The sequence below is a fragment of the Mycobacterium sp. E3305 genome, assembly GCF_001666785.1.
Classification (GTDB): domain Bacteria; phylum Actinomycetota; class Actinomycetes; order Mycobacteriales; family Mycobacteriaceae; genus Mycobacterium.
In genome coordinates, this window is record NZ_LZJA01000074.1 from 82,061 (window position 1) to 98,957 (window position 16,897).

The window sequence follows — 16,897 nt, forward strand, 5'->3', positions numbered from 1 at the left end:
GGGTTTGGGCCAGGGCGCACGTTCACTGGGTTTGCGTTTGGTCGATGCCCACCACCCACCGGCTGAACCGCCAGCGGCCGTCCTGTTTGACCGCGGTGAAGTCGTAACATCCGGTCAGGTCGGGACGGGGCGGCCCACCGTCTGAGATGGCGAAGACCTGAACGTAGCAGTGCCCGGTCGCTTCGTCCGCGCCCTGGCTGGAGAACCAGAACGAGTTCAGCGCATGGCGGCGTTGATTGTGCTCGGCCCGAAACGCTGCCTTCCGGGCCGCGAGCAGGCTCATCACCGTGTCGATGTCAGCCGACAGCGGTCGGCCCTCGTGCAGCAGGACGAGCTCGGGGGATTCGGTGAACAAGGCGCGAAACTCGTCGAGCCGGTCGTGGTCGTAGGTGTAGGCGTAGGCGCCGAACAAGTTGATGATCGCCAGCCGATCGGCGACATCGAAGGCCGCGCTTCCGACGCCGTCGATCGGATCTCCGTCAGCGGCCACAGTGGCCTCCCCGAGCGTTTGAGCTATATGCGGCCGGCGGCGTAATCCGCCGCCTGATCCACCATGCCAGCTTCGACGTACTGCCGATGGGCAATGGGGTTCGTGGCGTCCGAGCAGATCGGGTCGCCGGGCACGCACAACTCGATGGTCTTGCCCGCATACGGTGGACCGATCGTCACCGGCGGCTCGTTGATGATGTTCATGAACTGGCTCGACGGCTTGCCGAAGAGCGTGACCGCGGCCACGTGGTTGGAAACCTCCGCCGGCATTGGCTGCAGGGCCTGCACCAGGTGCACCCCGTCGGGGACGGCGCTTTCGGTGACGAAGCCGATCACGGCCGCGCCCTGGGAGTATCCGCCCAGCACCATCCTGGTTCGCGGGCAGGAGACCGCCATGTGTTCGACGTGCGCGCCCGCATCGCTGATGCCGTCCACGGCCCTGGGGAAATCCGTCGTCGCCGGGTAGTCGACCGGGTAGACGCCCAGGGACCTGCCGCCGACGTGCGAGCGCAGGGTGTCGACGAGACTCTGACCGATTCGGCCGACGCCGGGCGGCTCATTGGTGCCCCGCGCGAACACCACCTCGACATCGGGGCACGGGTCGGCCGCCGTCAGCGGGGCAACCGGAAGCGCCCAAAAGGGCGCCAGCACAGCACCAATCAGACCGCCGAGGGTATGCGCCTTCACAGCGCGATCTTGTCACAGGCTGACCAAACGCGCGCGTTATGCGGCGGGGGCCCACACCGGGCTACCGCGACCCGGGAGCCTGGGATCGTCTGTGCACCAACGAACCGGCGGCGCGCAGCGCGCCGCGAAACGCGTAGGCGGCGGTCACGATGGTCAGCAGGATCAGCAGGACGAACATGGGTAGCCAGTTGCCCCTGTCGTGGTCGACGTCCCACCAGATGATGGTGAACAGCACCGCGCAGACCAGGAGCACCAAGTCCCGCCAGTTGCCCTGGTAAGACAATGCCGCCTTGCGCAACGCCCGCCCCCGGTCGGAGGTCTCGATCAGGTCGTCGATGCGGGCGTCGATGGTGCGCTGCAATTCGGCGCGTCGCCCGGCGGCCTCCGGCGGCAACCGCTCCAGCAGGTCCATGTCCTGCGCGATCATGCCCCGATAATCCGGGCCGCGGAACTGGCCGGCGGCGACGGCCAGCATCGCCCCACCGAATACCGGCGCGCTATTGAGCGCGATCTGTCCGAGGCCGGTCATGCCCGCTCCTTGTGGTTGTCGTCAACCGAGCCCGTCGCCGATTGTCACGATGCCTTGGAAGGGCGCCGCCGCGTGCGCGGCTCGGGCGTCTGCAGCGCGCCCATCGCGCGCACCAACTGCGGATAGGCGATCGCCGGCCCCAGCCAGCGGGTGAGGTACCGGCGCAGATCGGCACCGCTGCGCGGCGGCCGCCCCGGGTCGGCGAGGAACGAGTGCAGCACCCGAAGGCTGAATTCATTCAGCTCGTCGAGGCCGGCTTCGTCGAAACCGTAGCTTTCCCAATCGATGTCGTAGCGGTGCAGCATCGACCGCCCGAACGCCAGGGCGGTATCGGAGATGATCGACACCTTCTGCCCGCCCCGGTGGCGCTGGCTCAGCACGACTTCGACCTGGTTGTCCGAGGCCAACTCTTCGATGGCGAAGGCCATCCCTTCGGTCATCGCCACGACCGGGTCGGTGACGCCCTCGAGGTGGGCGGCCATCCGATCCAGGAAGCCGTCGGCCGACCGCATGGCCGACGCCACCAACAGAGCCTGCGTCCCGGGAAAGTACCGATAAACGGTCTGCCGGGTCACCCCGAGCGCCCGCGCCACGTCGGCGATCCGCATCGCCGAGCCGCCTTCGTCGATGATCCGGTCGGCGGCATCGAGGATGCGCTCGATCGCCTCCTCGTCGGAGGCGGGCGCATTTCCTGCCCAACCGTGACTGCGCATCTATCGAGCGGCAACGCCGTAGCCGGTGATCCCCACAGCCGGATCATAGCGGCTGGAAGCAGGCGATCGGTGCTGGTTAACACGGCCGGACACTTCTGCCGTTATGTATGATCGCTGCGAATCTGGGGGTGCCGCGCGGCAGGAAGGCGGGACTTTGCACTACGACACCGTAATCACAGGTGGTCGCTGGTTCGACGGGACGGGCGCGCCGTCGGCGCGCAGAAACATCGGTGTGCGCGACGGCCGGGTCGCGATCGTCACCCCGGAATCGCTCGACACGACGGGCGCCGAGGTGATCGACGCGACGGGACAGTGGGTGATGCCCGGCATCATCGACATCCATACGCACTACGACGTCGAAATACTTTGTGAGCCAGCACTTTCCGAATCACTGCGACACGGGGTGACGACCGTGATGCTGGGATCGTGTTCGTTGTCCACGGTCTATCTGGACAACGTCGACGCGGGGGACATCTTCGGCCGGGTCGAGGCGATTCCGCGGCGCTATGTCATCGAGCATCTCGACGCGGCGCGCTCCTGGAACAATCCGGCCGAGTACGTCGCCGAACTCGACCGGCGCAACCTGGGCCCCAACGTGGCCGCTTTCATGGGCCACTCCGACATGCGTGCCGCGACGATGGGCCTGGACCGGGCGACGCGCAAGGACGTCCGGCCGTCCGCGGCGGAGCTGGCGCGGATGGAGTCGATGCTGAACGAGGCGCTCGACGAGGGATTCGTCGGGATGTCCTCACAACAACTGCTGTTCGACAAACTCGACGGCGACGTCTGCCGGTCGCGCACGCTGCCGTCGACGTACGCCAAGACCCGCGAACTGCGCCGGTTGAACGCGATCTTGCGGCGGCGCAACAAGATCCTGCAGTCGGGGCCGGATATCAAGAATCCACTGTCGGTGGTCTCGCAGCTGGCGACGTCGCTGGGCCTCGGCCGTCCCCGGCTGAAGACCAGCCTGCTCTCGGCGGCCGACATCAAGGCGATACCCCCGGTGATCCACCTGATGGACCGGCTCGCGCGGGTGGTGAACGGCCTCGGCGGCGACTTCCGCTGGCAGCATCTGCCGGTGCCGTTCGAGGTCTACGCCGACGGGATCTCGTTGGTGGTGTTCGAGGAGTTCGGCGCGGGCGCAGCGGCGCTGCACCTGCAAAGCGAGATCGAGCGCAATCAGCTCATGCGCGACGAGGACTACCGCCGCCGGTTCCGCGAGGACTACGACCGCAAGTTCGGGCCCAGGGTGTGGCACCGCGACTTCTTCGACGCCGAGATCGTGGCCTGCCCCGACCGGACGGTGGTGGGCAAGTCCTTCGGGCAGGTGGGGCTGGACCGCGGCGGCCTGCATCCGGTCGACGCGTTTCTCGACTTGGTGGTGGAGCACGGCGAACAGCTGCGCTGGCGCACCACGATTTCCAATCATCGCCCCGAGGTGCTCAAGAAGCTGGCACGAAGTGAAACCGTGCAGATGGGCTTTTCCGACGCCGGGGCGCACCTGCGCAACATGGCCTTCTACAACTCCGGGCTTCGCCTGCTGCGGCACGTGCACGAGGCGGAAAAGCACGGCACCCCGTTCATGTCGGTCGAGCGTGCCGTGCACCGGCTCACCGGCGAGCTCGGCTCCTGGTACGGAATCGACGCAGGCACCCTGCGCGAAGGTGATCGCGCCGACCTCGTCGTGATCAATCCGGACAAGCTCGACGCTTCGCTGGATCGTTACGCCGAGCATCCGGTGGAGTCCTACGGCGGGTTGTCGCGGATGGTCAACCGCAACGACGAAACCGTCAGCGCCGTGCTCGTGGCGGGACGGTTCGCGTTCGGTGCGGGCGAGCCCGCACCGGCACTGGGCAGGCAGAAGTTCGGCCGTTTTCTGCGGGCCGGTCAGGATTCCCGGAGCCTGACGCCGGTGGCGTGACGCGCCGCCTAATCATTTGCGGCACCGCCGGTTAGGCGACGGAGGCGCCAAGGATGAGGTTGACGGCCTCTTCGAGTTGTCCCTCGATCTCGTCGAAGCTGACGAACCGGGCGGTCATCAGGGCGCCGGAGAAGGTGATCTGCAGTGTGGATTTGACCGCACGCGGCCAGCCGGGACCCAGGGCGGCCCCGATCCGCGCGGACACCTCCTGCCCGATCTGCTCCCGGATCGGTTGCACCGCCGGGTCGTCGGCCATCAGCGCGGCGCCGCACGCGGCGGTCAGCTCGGGCTCGTCGGCGACCACCACGGCCATGTCGCGCAGCGTCGCGCTGACCCGCGCCTTGGTCGTCTCGTTGACGTCGGTATGCAGCGGGAGCTCGCGCAGGAACCGCAGGTACACCGCCGCCACCAGCGCGCTTTTCGACGGAAAGTAGGTGTAGGCGCTGGCCGGCGACACCCCGGCGCGGGTCGCCACCGAACGCATCGTCAGATTCGCGTACGACGATTCGCGCAGCTCCTCCAGCCCGGCGTCGAGGACCTTGCGGATCGTCTGGCCCGGCCTGCGGTCGGACCGGCGCGCCGCATCTTTAGACACCCGTCCAGTGTAGGAAGGCTTCGCCCGGGCGCGGCAGGGCAACCTGTCGGCCGCCGGCCCGGAACCGCGGGCGGCCGTCCAAAAGGATCTAGAGTGGCGCCCATGGCCGAGGCGGACCGGCGGCGCTGGGACGAGCGGTACGCCACGAAGGCACCGCCTCCGGTGGAGGCCGTGGGACCGCCCGAATTCCTGGCCCCCCACGCGGAGCTGCTTCCCGCCGCGGGCAGTGCCCTCGATCTCGCGTGCGGGCCAGGGCTGGCGGCGGTGTGGCTCGCGACGCGCGGGCTTGCGGTGCAGGGAGTGGACGTCTCGCCGGTGGCCGTCGCCCATGCCCGGGACTTGGCTCACCGCGCCGGGGTCAGCGACCGGTGCCGGTTCGAGGTCGTCGACCTCGACGGCGGACTGCCGGCCGGGCCGCCCCTGGATGTCATCCTCTGCCACCGATTCCGGGACCGCCGCCTCGATCGCGCGATCGTCGAGCGCCTGGCGCCGGGCGGGCTGTTGGCGATGGCCGTGCTGAGCGAAGTCGGCGGCTCCCCGGGGCCGTTTCGCGCGGTCGCCGGTGAGCTACCCGCGGCGTTCGCCGACCTCGAGCCGGTCGCGTCCGGTGAGGGCGCGGGTTGCGCCTGGCTGCTCGCGCGCGCGGCCGACGCCGCTGGGAGGCAAGCTTTTTCGCCGCCGCGGACATAGCGCGGAGCGCATTGGCGATCGAGCAGGACGAATCGGCTTCCGGCCCGGCGGTCTGAAGGTAATGTCACGCGCATGGAGCGGCGCGTCCTGGAAGCGGTGATCTACGAGCGCGAGCCGCCGATTGCGCGGATCATCCTGAACCGGGTCGACAAGGCCAACACCAAGGACGCGGTTCTGGTCACCGAAGTCGACGAGTGCCTGCACGAAGCCGACCGTGACAAGGAGATCAAGGTCGTCATCCTCAAGGCGAACGGAAAAGGGTTTTGCGGGGGACACGTGGCCCGCTGGGGCCCCGACGAAAATCCGTATCCGGATTTCGGTGAGACCTTCGAGGACCTGTACAAGGGCACCGCCGACCTGTTCCTGTGGCCGACGCTGTATCTGTGGGAATTCCCCAAGCCGACCATCTCCGCGATTCACGGCTACTGCATGGGCGGGGGGATCTACCTCGGCCTGCTGACCGACTTCTGCGTCGCATCCGAGGACGCGTACTTCCAGATGCCGCTCGCCCAAAGCCTCGGCGAGCCCGGCGGCCACACCATGATCGAGCCGTGGTTGCTGATGAACTGGCATCGCACCATGGATTGGCTGCTGCTGGCCCCGACGCTGTCCGCGCAGGAAGCCCTCGACTGGGGCCTGCTCAACAAGGTGGTGCCGCGCGAAGAACTCGAGGACACCGTCGAGGAGATGGCGCGCAAGATCGGCCAAATCCCGTTGACCACGTTGATGGCGGTGAAGAACAACGTTAAGCGTGCGTGGGAATTGATGGGGATGCGGGTCCACCTGCAGGTCAGTCACATCCTGACGAACATGGTGGGCGCCGCCACCGATGTGCAGGCCCGGCGGGCCGAGCTGAAGCAGTCGGGCATGAAGCCGCGCGAGTTCGTCGGCCAGGACGACCCGCAGAACCCGTAGCCCGATCACCGCTCAACGCGAGCCGGTGAAGACCCGGTGAGAGCCGTGAAAATTGGCGCATGACAGCCCCGGTCGGTGAATTAGGATTGCACCTGGTAGCGGCTGGCGCGCCACTGCACCACCCGCATGGCCGGCACAACGAGAGGGGTGCTTGGTGGCTGCAGCGTATCGGACCGCCCATGCCCCGGCGCGTGCCCGTGCCGTCGGGCCAGACCGTGAGAAAGTGCCCGCCCGTCCAGGATGTCGGCACGGCGCTCTCCCCGACGTGACTTACCGGCGAAGTTCGCTTCAGCACAAGGAGAATGACCCGACATGACGCAGACGTTGAATGTGGAGTACGAGGAACTCCTGACGCGAGCCGCCGAACTTGAGCAACCGCTGCCGACCGTTCCGTCCTCCAATCCACAAGGGCCGTGCAATCTTTCGTTCATCAGCGATACCGCGACCCGACTCGCGCTCACCGCTGACACGTTGCGCCTGTACCTCAAGGGCTGCGAACGGGAATGGAGGAGTCTGGCGAAATCCCTGAGGAACGCGGCCAAGGCCTACGAAGAGGTCGACACCGGGGCCGCGGAGGACATCGGCAACATCCTGAACAACGACGCTTCCGCTGCGGGGGTGGCGGCGCCGACGCTGGCCGCGGACGAGGAGCCCTGGACGGCGCCCGAGCCGATGGCGGCGGCGCCGCCGTTCGAATACCCCTACTACGAAGTCCGACAGGCAGCCGAGGACATCGAGACGGGGGACCAGGGCACGTCGTTCCGGGCGTTTGCGCAGGAGTGGAAAGCGTTTCAGCAGTCATTTCAGGAACAGACCTATCGGTTCCGGCTGTTCAGCCGCTGGGAGGGTGAGGCGACGGAGCAGGTCGAACGGAATTTCCAGCAACAAAAAGAGTGGATTTACAAGATGGCGAAACTGTGCGCCGACCTCGGACAGCAGGCCGACCGAGTCGTCGACGTGCACAAGAAAGTCACCGCCACCACCGGATACATGAATCAACACGCCCTGGGCGGCGCGCATCCCACGACCTACGAAGTGTCGCAATGCGATTACTGGTATCGGTATTACGTGGAAAACGGCTACCAGGAATACATCGCTTCGGCCATTGACTGGTACGAAAAACTTCAGGCGACCTCGGAATCGGCATTGAAGTACTACGTCCAGTACGCGAACATTCCCCTGAAGCCGTTGAACCCGGACGCTCCGCCCAAGGCCCACGTCATCAAGCCGCCCGGGGAAACGCCGAAGCCGGATCCCAAGCCCGAGCCCAAGCCCGATCAGGGGACGGCGCCGTCGCCGACGCCGACCCCGACGCCCGCGCAGCTCGGCCAGCTGGCGGGGAACATGGCGCCGGCGCTGCAGGGTGCTGCGCAGGGCATGCAGGGCGCCATGCAGGGCATCCAGGGGCTCACCCAGGGCATGGGCGGCGCGTCGACGCCCGCGCAGCTCGCGTCGGACACCACCCCGGAGCCGCCGCCCGCCGACGAAGCGAAAAAGGACGACGAGGACAAGGACAAAGAGGACCAAGAAAAAAAGGACGAGGCGACGACGGTCGCCGAAGGCGCGGCGGCCGGGGACCAGGCGTCGGGCAACGCCCCCACCGAGCCACCGGCCGCGGGGCAGCCCGGGGCCACCACCCCCGGGGGAACGCCGTCAGGCGTGGTGCTCTAGGTGACGTCCTAGCGGGCGCGGCTTCTCTCGCCGGCGACCCTGCGGCCCGCGGCATGGCGGGCGGCGACATAACCGAAAACCATGGTGTAGGCGATGCTTCCGCCGGCGCCCAGGTAGTTCCGGCCCATGACCGTCGCCGTGAGGTTGCCCGTCGCGTACAGCCCGTCGATCACGCAGTCGTCCTCGTCGAGCACCTGCGCGTGCTCGTTGGTGATCACCCCGCCGCACGTCCCGACATCGGCGGGAACGACCTTGGTGGCATAGAAGGGGGCCCGCTCGAGCGGGCCGAGCGCGGCGTTGGGGCGGTACCCGGGATCGCCCAGACAGTCGTTGTACGCCGACTGGCCGCGCCCGAAGTCCGGGTCGAGGCCCTTGACCGCAAACCCGTTGAAGCGCTTGATCGTCTGCTCAAGCGCGTCGGAGGGCACGCCCATCTGGCGAGCGAGGTCGCCGACGGTCTCGCCCCGCACGACCGCGCCCCGCGTGACCAGCTCCTCGGGGAGGCGGCGCCTCTTGAACGGGTTGGCACCCGACACGTATCGGGTGATGTAGCCCTCGTCGAAAACCATCCAGCACGGCACGGCCTTGTTCGCGTACATCGCTTTGCCGACTTCGACGTACGAGTTGGACTCGTTGCAGAACCGTCGGCCCGTTCCGTCGACGTAGATGGCGCCCGGCCGCTGCCGGCCGCTGCCCAGCGCCCGCGCGGCGTCACCGCCGTCGGCGATGAAAACCGATGGCAGCCACCATGCCTCGTCCATCAGGTCGGTCTTGGCGCCCAGGCCGATCGCGGACTGCAACACCTCGCCGGTGTCGCCGGCGTTCGCGATCGACCAGTGCCCCTCGTTGGGCTGGTCCCCGCTGTAGCGGCGGCGCATGTCCGCGTTGCGGCTGAAGCCGCCCGCGGCGAGTAGCACGCCCTTGCGGGCCTCGACGTTGAGAACGGTGCCGTTGCGGGCCACGCGCGCGCCGACCACGCGGCCGTCCTCGACGATCAGGTCCTCGATGGCGGCGCCGGTCCAGATCGGCGGCTCACCGCGCAGGTCGATCAAAGCTTTGAGCATCTGCCCGATCAGGGATGCGCCGTTGGTCAGCATTTCGCGGCGGCGGAGCCTGGCCGCCCTGGTGCGCGCGAACACCCGCATGGCCACCGCGAAGGCGCGCGGCGACCGATTGAAGTACTGCACCGAACGCAGCTCGTTCGTCTTGAGGACGAACCCGCCGTAACTCTTGGCCATCGAGGGCTGGACCTTGTCGCTCCAGCTTCCCAGCGCGGCCGCATCGTAGGGGACGCACTCGATGGCGCGGCCGGCTTCGTTGCCGCCCTTGTGGTTCGGGTAGTAGTCGCTCCAGCCCGGGCATCGCACGAACCGAACCCCCTTGCGGGTCAGGAAGTTGATCATCTCGTACCCCGCGGTGAGGAACATCTCGCGCCGCGCCGGCGATGAGGCGGAGCCGATGTCACCGACGACGTCGTCGAAGTAGGCCAGCCCGTCCTCGTGTGAGTCCGGGATGCCGTCGGCGCGCATCAGCGGGTTGTTGGGCAGCCACACCATGCCGCCGGAGAGGCCGGTGGAACCGCCCACCAGGGGTTGCTTTTCGATCACCAGCGGTTCGATGCCGGAGTCCAGCGCCGCCAGCGCCGCGACCATGCCGCCCCCGCCGCTGCCCGCGATGAGCAGATCGACCGTGCGGTCCCACCGGCCGGTCATCGTGCCCCCCCGCTGAAACCGAGGTCGGCGACGGGCACGTCGATGGTGGTGTTGGTCTTCTGGATGGCGGGCACCAGGGCGTCGTACGGCAGGCCGGCGAGGAAGCCGTCTATCACCCGTTCGAAGTTGGAGATCAGGCCCTCGATCCTGCTGGACAGTCGCATGTACTCAAAACCCTTGGAGTGCAAGCCTTTTTGCTGTCGGGGCAGATTCGAGAAATCCTGGGCCGGTATCGGAGGCCAGCGCGGGTCGTCGGGTGCCATGGGCACCGGCGGCGTCGGTTTTGGCGTGCTCTGCTCTGGCGGGATGCGGGTGAGTGACCAGATCTCGAACAGCGTTTCCTCCGGGCCGAGCGGCCGGATCCGGTACGACGAGGCGCTGCTGTACTGGGGCAGCAGGAAGTAGTGGGGGAAGCCGAAATTGATCGCTTCGGTGATGCCGCGCCGCTCGAGTTCGTTGAGGTCGGGGATGTCGCAGCCGCGGGCTCGATGCCAGTGCACGATCGCGTCGTTGAGCGTGCGGCGCCACACGGCCATCGCCTCGGCGGGGTCGGCCGGCAGTTCGAGGTCCTGCAAGCCCTCGGCGATGCGGACATCGTTCTCGTGCGTCATGCCGGCCATGCCTTCGCCCAACGTCCGCATGAAATAGAGGTTGGTCTGGGCCAATCCGGGTGGTTCGGCCGTGCCGGGCCGCTTCGGCATGCTGGACGGCAGCAGTTGCGGGTGGGTCTGCGGGACGTGATAGCCCTCCATGAAGGCGGCCGTCGCCAGCTTCCAGTTCACCGGCAGCCGGCACGACTGCCACCACTCGACCCGCAGCGACTCGACCTTCCACGCGTCGTAGATCGATGCGAACGGCTCGAAGCAGTCACGGAACGGCGGTGCGCCGTCGTCGAGGTTGATCCACGCGCATCCACCCCAGACCTCGCAGCGGACCGAAACCAGGCGAAGATCCTCCGGGTCCAGGTTGTGCTCGTCGAACTCCTCGGGCCTGAGCACAAAGGTGTTGCGGCCGTCGATGCCCCAACACCAGCCGTGGAACGGGCACACGAAGGTGCGCCGGTTTCCGTTGCCCTCCACCAGCTTCACCCCGCGGTGGCGACAGGCGTTGTGGTAAGCGCGAACGTTTTCCGCGTCCAGGCGGACCACGATGATCGACTCGTCAAGGATCTCGTACTCGACGTAGTCGCCGGCCTTGGGAATCTCTTCCAGACGGCAGGCCATCTGCCACACGCGCGGCCAGAGCATTTCGCTTTCGAGCGCGTAGAACTCCGGGTCGTAGTAGCGCTGCTTGGGAATGCGATCGACGGCCTGGACCGCCCACGGCACCGGAAGCGGGGTCCAGTTCAGTTGGCTGTTATCGGTGCTCTGGGTGGTGACCATTTCATCCCCTCATAGGATCCGCGATGCCCGCCCCTGCCAGTAACGCTCGCGGAGGCGTCTCTTGTACAGCTTTCCGTTCGGGTCCCGGGGCAATTGGGGAACGAATTCGACGGTGCGCGGGCATTTGTAGCCGGCGGCGTGCGCTCGGCAGTATTCGATCAGCTCGGCCTCGAGTTCGGGGCCCGGAGCGACGCCGTCGACCGGCTGCACGACGGCCTTGACCTCCTCGCCGAACTCGTCGTTGGGGACGCCGAAGACGGCCGCGTCGACGAGCTTGGGGTGCATGATCAGCAGGTTCTCGATCTCCTGCGGATAGATGTTCACCCCGCCCGAGACGATCATGAACGTGGACCGGTCGGTGAGGTAGAGATAGCCGTCCTCGTCGAGGAAGCCCATGTCGCCCAGGGTGCGCCAGCCGCGGTCGTTGGACACCGACACGGTTTTCGCCGGGTCCTTGAAGTACTCGAAATCCGGTCCGCCCTCGAAGAACAGCTCCCCGGCCTGCCCGGCGGGCAGCTCGACGCCGTCGTCGCCGACGACGTGCACCGGCGACATGGGCCTGCCCACCGAGCCGGGATGGGCCAGCCACTCCTCCGGACCGATCGTGGTCCCAGCGAATCCTTCTGTGCCGCCGTAGTATTCGTGGATAATCGGCCCGAACCACTTCATCATGTGGTGCTTGACGTCGACCGGGCAGGGCGCGGCCGCGTGGATGACACATTGCAGGCTCGAGACGTCGTAGCGCTCCCGAACCGCCCTGGGCAGCTTGAGCATCCGCACGAACATGGTGGGCACGAACTGGGCGTGCGTGACGCGGTGGGTCTCGATCAGGGCCAGGACGGCCTCGGCGTCGAACCTGCGCATCAGGACGGCAGCCGCGCCGACGCGGTGGACCGCCATGGTGTAGTTCACCCCGGCGGCATGGTAGAGCGGTGCGGGGGAGAGGTACACGCTCGACCGGCTCATCCCGTACTTGTGGGTGAGCGCCAACTCCAGGACCGCCTGCGCCCACGAGCCGTTGCCGTCGGTCGGGAGGGGGCGGCGGACGGCCTTGGGCCGCCCCGTCGTGCCGGACGAGTACAGCATCTCCGACCCGTCCGCCACGGCCGGCGCGGCGCCGGCCACCGCCAGCGCGTCCTCGTACCCGTCCCACCCGGGCAGCTCGCCCCCCACCACGAGATGGACGGTGACGGCCGCGTTGGCCGCGCGGACGTGCTCGGCCAGATCGGGCATGCTGGCGTCGACGAACACGGCCTTGGCGTCGGAGTCGTCCAGGACGTAGGCGACCTCCTCCGGGGTGAAGTGGGTATTGACCGCGGTGTAGTAGAGACCGGAAAGCTGGCAGGCCCAGGTGATTTCGAGGAATTCGGGCCGGTTCGCCAGGACCAGGGCCACACCGTCGCCCGGGCGCAGCCCGGCGTCATGCAGCGCAGCGGCGACGCGCTGGCTGCGGGCATAGAGTTCGCCGAACGGGATCGCCCGGCCGTCGGCGATCAGGGCCGGCGACGAAGCGGCCGCGATCGCGTGATCGGCGAGATTCACCGGCGGCCCTAAGTGGCTGCGGCGCCGTCAGCCTGGGCGGCCGCCGCGGCCTGCCGCCGGGCGTGCTCGGACGGCAGCACCTTGTCCTTGAACACCGTCTGAATCAGCTGCTGCACATCCTTGCTGATCGAGGCAAGCGCGACGAGATCGTTGGAGCTCTGCCAGTGCACCCGCATGCCCATCAGCTCCCAGGCCCGCTTGAGGTTGGCCTTGGTGAGCATCAGCGTCGTCAACGGTGCCTGGGCGATGTGCCGGGCGATGGCCTCGACACGGTCGTCAAGCTGATCACGCGGGACGACCTCGTTGACCAGGCCGACCTCCAGCGCCTTTCTGGCGTCGATGACCTCGGCGGTGAACAGGTAGTACGCCGCACGGCGCCAGTTCATGAACACCCAAGGCTCGATGGAACATTCACCCGAGGGCATGCCGAATCCCTGCAGCGGCGGGTAGGAGAAGTAGGCGTCCTCAGCGGCGATGACGATGTCGGTGGTCAGACCCATATGGGTTCCGCCGCCGACGCAGTAGCCGTGCACCTGCGCGATCGTGGGCTTGGAGAACTCCCACAGGTTCAGGGTCGGCTTGACGAACAGGTCCGACTGCGCCTTCCACGGGTGGCCGGTCACCATGGCGTTCTCCACGAACGACGGGTAGTCAACCGCGTTGTTGCCGATGGCGTGGCCCGAGCAGAAGCCCTTGCCGTTGGCCTTGAGCACGAGCACCTTGATGTCGTAGTCGCGGTCGGCGTCCAGCAGCGCCGCGTCGACCTCTTCGGCAAGCTTCTGATCCTGGGCGTTCGCCTTCTCCGGCCAGTTCAGCGTGACCCGGGCGATGGGTCCCTCTTTTTGGTAGATGATTCTCTCGCGAGTCTCGTTGAGATCCATACGTGCTCACCTTTCGTTCAAGAAGTGATGACGCCGATTTCGGCGCCGATGTCGTAGGTGTTCCCGACCTGCCCCGTCCACCGCACGGTGCCCGACGCTCCCGCTTCGATTTCCTGTTCCACCTTTTCCGTGGCGATCACGTAGATCGGTGTGCCCGCCTCCACGTGCTGGCCGGCGTCGACGAGCAGGCCGGTCAGCTCGGCTTCGGAAACGGCCACCGAGACCCGCGGAATGCGAATGATGAAGTCAGCCATGCGCCCCCGCGCCCGTCTTTTCGAGGGTCCGCTGCGCGGCAGCGACGATCCGCTCGGGCGACGGGTACACCTGCGCCTCGAGCGCCGCCGCGGCCGGGTTGGGGACGAACCGGGCGGCCACCCGTTCGACGGGCGCGGCGAGTTCGGAGAACAACTCCGAGTGCAGGATCGCGGCGATTTCCGCTCCGGGACCGGCGAACTGGACGGCGTCGTGGACGATGACGGCCCGGCGGGTGCGGCGAGCCGAGTCGATGATGGTCTCGACGTCGAGTGGCACCAGGGTGCGCAGGTCGACGACCTCGGCGCTGACGCCCTGATCGTGCAGCATCGCCGCGGCGGCCAGCGCGTCGTGCACGCAGCGTCCGTAGCCGATCAGGCTCACGTCGGTGCCCGGCCGCTTGATGTCGGCCTGGCCCAACGGGATTGAAAACCCGGGCTCGACCGGGACGGGGCCCTTCTTGCCCTGGAGCCGGATCGTCTCGACGAACAGGCAGGGATCCGGGTCGAAGATCGCCGCCGTCAGGAGGCCCTTCCCGTCCCGCGGAGTGGAGGGCACGATCACCTTCATGCCGGGGATGTGCATGAACCATGCCTCCAGGCTTTGCGAGTGCGTCGCGCCGGTGGCCAGCCCGGCGTACACCTGGGTGCGGATGGTGAGCGGCGCCGTCGTGCGTCCGGCGGTCATGAAGCGCAACTTCGCCGCGTTGTTGATCAGCTGATCGGCGGCGATGCCGATGAAATCCATGATCATGATCTCGGCCACCGGCAGCAGGCCGTCGATGGCGGCGCCGATCGCCGCGCCGACGATCGCCGCCTCCGAGATCGGGGTGTCCAGCACCCGCTCGTGGCCATACTTCGTCGACAGCCCCGCGGTCGGACCGGACGCGCCGGGATCGGCGATGTCCTCACCGAGCAGGAAGACCCTGTCGTCGGCCGCCAGGGCCTGATCCAGCGCGAGGTTCAGCGCCTCGCGCATGGTCAGCTCTTGTTCTTGCGCGCTCATACCGGATACCCGATCGGGGTCGCGTACACGTCGGAGTCCAGCTCGTCGATCGACGGGCCGTCGGCGCCCATCACGGTGTGCAGCGCCGCTTCCACTGTCGCCGTTGCCTCATCGTCGATGCGGTCGAGCTCCTCGGAATTGCAGACGCCGGCCTCGACGAGGTGGTTGCGGAACCGGGGGACCGGGTCGGCTTGGATCGCGGCGGCCAACTGCTCCTTGGGGATGTAGGGCATCCGGTCGCCGAAGTAATGGCCGCGGAACCGGAACGTCACGCACTCGATGAAGGTGGGGCCTTCGCCGGAGCGGGCCCGCTGCAGTGCGTCGTCGAGCGCGGCTTTGACTGCCAGCGGGTCGTTGCCGTCGACGCGCACCCCGGGCATGCCGTAGCCCGCCGCCCGGTCGGCGACGTGTGCGAGCTTCATGGTGTCGACGGTCGGCGTCATTTCGGCGTACAGGTTGTTCTGGCAGACGAAGACCACCGGTAGGTCCCACAGCGCGGCCATGTTCGCCGCCTCGTGGAAGGACCCGGTGTTGGTGGCGCCGTCGCCGAAGCTGACCACCGTGACGCGATCGGAGCCCTTGCGTTTGGCGGCCATCGCCAGCCCCACCGCCACCGGGGGGCCGGCCCCGACGATGCCGGTCGAAAGCATTACGCCCTTATCGGGTTTGGCGATGTGCATGGTGCCACCCTTGCCGCGGCCCGCGCCGACGACGCGGCCCATCATCTCGCCGTAGATCTCTTCCAGTGGGACGCCCTTGCCGATGAGGTCGTGCAGACCGCGGTAGGTGGTCACCAGTTGGTCGTCGGGGCGCAATGCGACACCCATCGCGGCGGCGATGGCCTCCTGGCCGCGTGAGGGCCAGTACACGCACATGAACTCGCCGGTGCCAATGCCTTTGGACAGCCGATCGTCGGCGGCCTTCATCAGCACCATCAGCTCGTACAGGCGGCGCTCGACACCGGCGGCCCCGTCGCTCATGCGGTCACGCACCGGACCACGGCTTGACCTTCAGGAAGCCGCCCCCGTCGACGCGGAGTTGCTGCCCGGTGATGTACCGCGCCGCGTCGGAGGCGAGGAACAACACCGCCTCGCTGATGTCCTCGGGCTCGACGTACGGGATCGGCATCGCCTGCACGAGCGGGAAAACCGGTTCGGCGTCCTCGCGGGCGGGATCCTTCAGGTCCGGCCGGAAGGCGCGATACATCGGCGGGCTGTGCAGCATGTCGGTGTTGACGTTGGTGGGGTGCACCGCATTCATCCGGATGGAGAACCGGGCGAGCGCCAAGGCGAAGTCGTTGACATAGTGCGCCGCGGCCAATTTCGCGAAGGCATAGCCGGCCCCGCCGGGGCCACCGTCGATGCCCGTGGTGTTCATCGACGACATGAACGCGGCGTTGGACCCGATCACGATGATCGAGGCGCCGGCTTGCAGGTGCTTGAGGCTCGCGTGCACCAGATTCAGCACGCCGACCAGGTCCACGTCCACGGCGTCGGCGAAGGCCTGCGGCGGCAGGCCCGCGGTCAGGGGGCAGATGCCCGCGTTGGCGACGACGACGTCGAGATGGCCGAACTCGGCGACACCCTCGTCGATCGCCGCGGACAGGGCGGCGCGGTCGCGGACGTCGGCAACCGCGGTGAACGCGCGCTGCCCCTCCTTCTCGACCAACCGGGCCGTCTCGTCCAGGTCTTCGCGCCGGGCCAGGGGATATTCGTTGGTCTCGATGTCGGCGCACAGGTCCACCGCGATGATGTCCGCGCCCTCGGCGGCCAGCATCCGCGCATGCGAACGGCCTTGCCCGCGCGCGGCGCCACTGATCACGGCCACCTTGCCCGCTACCCTGCCCATCGCCCGTCCTTCGTCCGTGTGGCTATGCCGCGAACCACGTTGGTGCGCAACATTTTTGAGCGGTG

The 16,897-nt window shown here is 67.7% G+C and carries 17 protein-coding genes; 4 read left to right on the forward strand and 13 right to left on the reverse strand.

The window, feature by feature from the left end; all coding sequences use genetic code 11:
* Positions 1-22: 22 nt before the first annotated feature.
* The 4 genes from A5701_RS07250 to A5701_RS07265 form a co-directional block, all read right to left on the reverse strand.
* Positions 23-490, reverse strand: a complete 468-nt coding sequence (locus A5701_RS07250; RefSeq protein ID WP_067750229.1) for a nuclear transport factor 2 family protein — start codon at positions 488-490, stop codon at positions 23-25.
* Between the two features lie 23 nt (positions 491-513).
* Complete coding sequence (locus A5701_RS07255) at positions 514-1,176, reverse strand: cutinase family protein (protein WP_369807396.1); 663 nt, start codon at positions 1,174-1,176, stop codon at positions 514-516.
* Between the two features lie 61 nt (positions 1,177-1,237).
* A complete protein-coding gene (locus tag A5701_RS07260) occupies positions 1,238-1,705 on the reverse strand; it encodes a hypothetical protein (protein WP_067750233.1) in 468 nt (155 codons plus the stop codon).
* Between the two features lie 44 nt (positions 1,706-1,749).
* Positions 1,750-2,418: a TetR/AcrR family transcriptional regulator gene (locus A5701_RS07265; protein ID WP_067750236.1), complete on the reverse strand. Its 669-nt coding sequence runs from the start codon at positions 2,416-2,418 to the stop codon at positions 1,750-1,752.
* Between the two features lie 154 nt (positions 2,419-2,572).
* On the opposite strand from A5701_RS07265, the gene A5701_RS07270 reads away from it, so the two are divergent.
* Positions 2,573-4,339, forward strand: a complete 1,767-nt coding sequence (locus A5701_RS07270; protein ID WP_067750326.1) for an amidohydrolase family protein — start codon at positions 2,573-2,575, stop codon at positions 4,337-4,339.
* A gap of 31 nt (positions 4,340-4,370) precedes the next feature.
* On the opposite strand, the gene A5701_RS07275 is transcribed toward A5701_RS07270, so the two are convergent.
* The gene (locus A5701_RS07275; protein WP_156669965.1) at positions 4,371-4,934 is read right to left on the reverse strand and encodes a TetR/AcrR family transcriptional regulator; all 564 of its coding nucleotides are present in this window, start codon (positions 4,932-4,934) and stop codon (positions 4,371-4,373) included.
* Between the two features lie 102 nt (positions 4,935-5,036).
* Here A5701_RS07275 and A5701_RS07280 point away from each other — a divergent pair, with 102 nt between their 5' ends.
* The 3 genes from A5701_RS07280 to A5701_RS07290 all read left to right on the forward strand — a co-directional run bounded on the left by A5701_RS07280 (position 5,037) and on the right by A5701_RS07290 (position 8,210).
* Positions 5,037-5,624, forward strand: coding sequence for a class I SAM-dependent methyltransferase (locus A5701_RS07280; RefSeq protein ID WP_067750240.1), 588 nt, complete (start codon positions 5,037-5,039; stop codon positions 5,622-5,624).
* A 72-nt stretch (positions 5,625-5,696) separates the two neighbouring features.
* The gene (locus A5701_RS07285) at positions 5,697-6,539 is read left to right on the forward strand and encodes an enoyl-CoA hydratase-related protein (RefSeq protein ID WP_067750242.1); all 843 of its coding nucleotides are present in this window, start codon (positions 5,697-5,699) and stop codon (positions 6,537-6,539) included.
* Positions 6,540-6,851: 312 nt separating this feature from the next.
* Complete coding sequence (locus A5701_RS07290; RefSeq protein ID WP_067750244.1) at positions 6,852-8,210, forward strand: hypothetical protein; 1,359 nt, start codon at positions 6,852-6,854, stop codon at positions 8,208-8,210.
* Between the two features lie 8 nt (positions 8,211-8,218).
* Here the strand turns inward: A5701_RS07290 and A5701_RS07295 are convergent, their stop codons facing one another.
* From A5701_RS07295 to A5701_RS07330, 8 genes are read right to left on the reverse strand one after another with little or no spacing between them, the layout of a single operon-like run.
* Positions 8,219-9,922 carry an FAD-binding protein gene (locus A5701_RS07295; RefSeq protein ID WP_067750246.1) on the reverse strand — a complete coding sequence of 568 codons (1,704 nt, stop codon included), beginning with the start codon at positions 9,920-9,922 and terminating at the stop codon, positions 8,219-8,221.
* Positions 9,919-11,304 carry an SRPBCC family protein gene (locus tag A5701_RS07300; RefSeq protein WP_067750248.1) on the reverse strand — a complete coding sequence of 462 codons (1,386 nt, stop codon included), beginning with the start codon at positions 11,302-11,304 and terminating at the stop codon, positions 9,919-9,921. Before A5701_RS07300 ends, A5701_RS07295 begins: the two co-directional genes overlap by 4 nt.
* Positions 11,305-11,313: 9 nt before the next feature.
* The gene (locus A5701_RS07305) at positions 11,314-12,846 is read right to left on the reverse strand and encodes an acyl-CoA synthetase (protein ID WP_067750250.1); all 1,533 of its coding nucleotides are present in this window, start codon (positions 12,844-12,846) and stop codon (positions 11,314-11,316) included.
* Positions 12,847-12,854: 8 nt separating this feature from the next.
* A complete protein-coding gene (locus A5701_RS07310) occupies positions 12,855-13,727 on the reverse strand; it encodes an enoyl-CoA hydratase-related protein (RefSeq protein WP_067750253.1) in 873 nt (290 codons plus the stop codon).
* Positions 13,728-13,744: 17 nt separating this feature from the next.
* Positions 13,745-13,981, reverse strand: coding sequence for a lipoyl domain-containing protein (locus A5701_RS07315; protein WP_067750255.1), 237 nt, complete (start codon positions 13,979-13,981; stop codon positions 13,745-13,747).
* Complete coding sequence (locus A5701_RS07320) at positions 13,974-14,984, reverse strand: alpha-ketoacid dehydrogenase subunit beta (RefSeq protein WP_067750257.1); 1,011 nt, start codon at positions 14,982-14,984, stop codon at positions 13,974-13,976. The genes A5701_RS07315 and A5701_RS07320 overlap by 8 nt, the downstream gene beginning before the upstream one ends.
* Positions 14,981-15,964: a thiamine pyrophosphate-dependent dehydrogenase E1 component subunit alpha gene (locus tag A5701_RS07325; protein WP_067750333.1), complete on the reverse strand. Its 984-nt coding sequence runs from the start codon at positions 15,962-15,964 to the stop codon at positions 14,981-14,983. The genes A5701_RS07320 and A5701_RS07325 overlap by 4 nt, the downstream gene beginning before the upstream one ends.
* Before the next feature lie 4 nt (positions 15,965-15,968).
* Positions 15,969-16,832 carry a mycofactocin-coupled SDR family oxidoreductase gene (locus A5701_RS07330; protein ID WP_067750259.1) on the reverse strand — a complete coding sequence of 288 codons (864 nt, stop codon included), beginning with the start codon at positions 16,830-16,832 and terminating at the stop codon, positions 15,969-15,971.
* Positions 16,833-16,897: the final 65 nt, after the last annotated feature.

Bases quoted from the DNA above. Each gene is read 5' to 3' on its own strand.
- A5701_RS07260 (WP_067750233.1), bottom strand. From the start codon at position 1,705: ATGACCGGCCTCGGACAGATCGCGCTCAATAGCGCGCCGGTATTCGGT.
- A5701_RS07265 (WP_067750236.1), bottom strand. From the start codon at position 2,418: ATGCGCAGTCACGGTTGGGCAGGAAATGCGCCCGCCTCCGACGAGGAG.
- A5701_RS07280 (WP_067750240.1), top strand. From the start codon at position 5,037: ATGGCCGAGGCGGACCGGCGGCGCTGGGACGAGCGGTACGCCACGAAG.
- A5701_RS07285 (WP_067750242.1), top strand. From the start codon at position 5,697: ATGGAGCGGCGCGTCCTGGAAGCGGTGATCTACGAGCGCGAGCCGCCG.
- A5701_RS07290 (WP_067750244.1), top strand. From the start codon at position 6,852: ATGACGCAGACGTTGAATGTGGAGTACGAGGAACTCCTGACGCGAGCC.
- A5701_RS07295 (WP_067750246.1), bottom strand. From the start codon at position 9,922: ATGACCGGCCGGTGGGACCGCACGGTCGATCTGCTCATCGCGGGCAGC.
- A5701_RS07300 (WP_067750248.1), bottom strand. From the start codon at position 11,304: ATGGTCACCACCCAGAGCACCGATAACAGCCAACTGAACTGGACCCCG.
- A5701_RS07310 (WP_067750253.1), bottom strand. From the start codon at position 13,727: ATGGATCTCAACGAGACTCGCGAGAGAATCATCTACCAAAAAGAGGGA.
- A5701_RS07315 (WP_067750255.1), bottom strand. From the start codon at position 13,981: ATGGCTGACTTCATCATTCGCATTCCGCGGGTCTCGGTGGCCGTTTCC.
- A5701_RS07320 (WP_067750257.1), bottom strand. From the start codon at position 14,984: ATGAGCGCGCAAGAACAAGAGCTGACCATGCGCGAGGCGCTGAACCTC.
- A5701_RS07325 (WP_067750333.1), bottom strand. From the start codon at position 15,964: ATGAGCGACGGGGCCGCCGGTGTCGAGCGCCGCCTGTACGAGCTGATG.
- A5701_RS07330 (WP_067750259.1), bottom strand. From the start codon at position 16,832: ATGGGCAGGGTAGCGGGCAAGGTGGCCGTGATCAGTGGCGCCGCGCGC.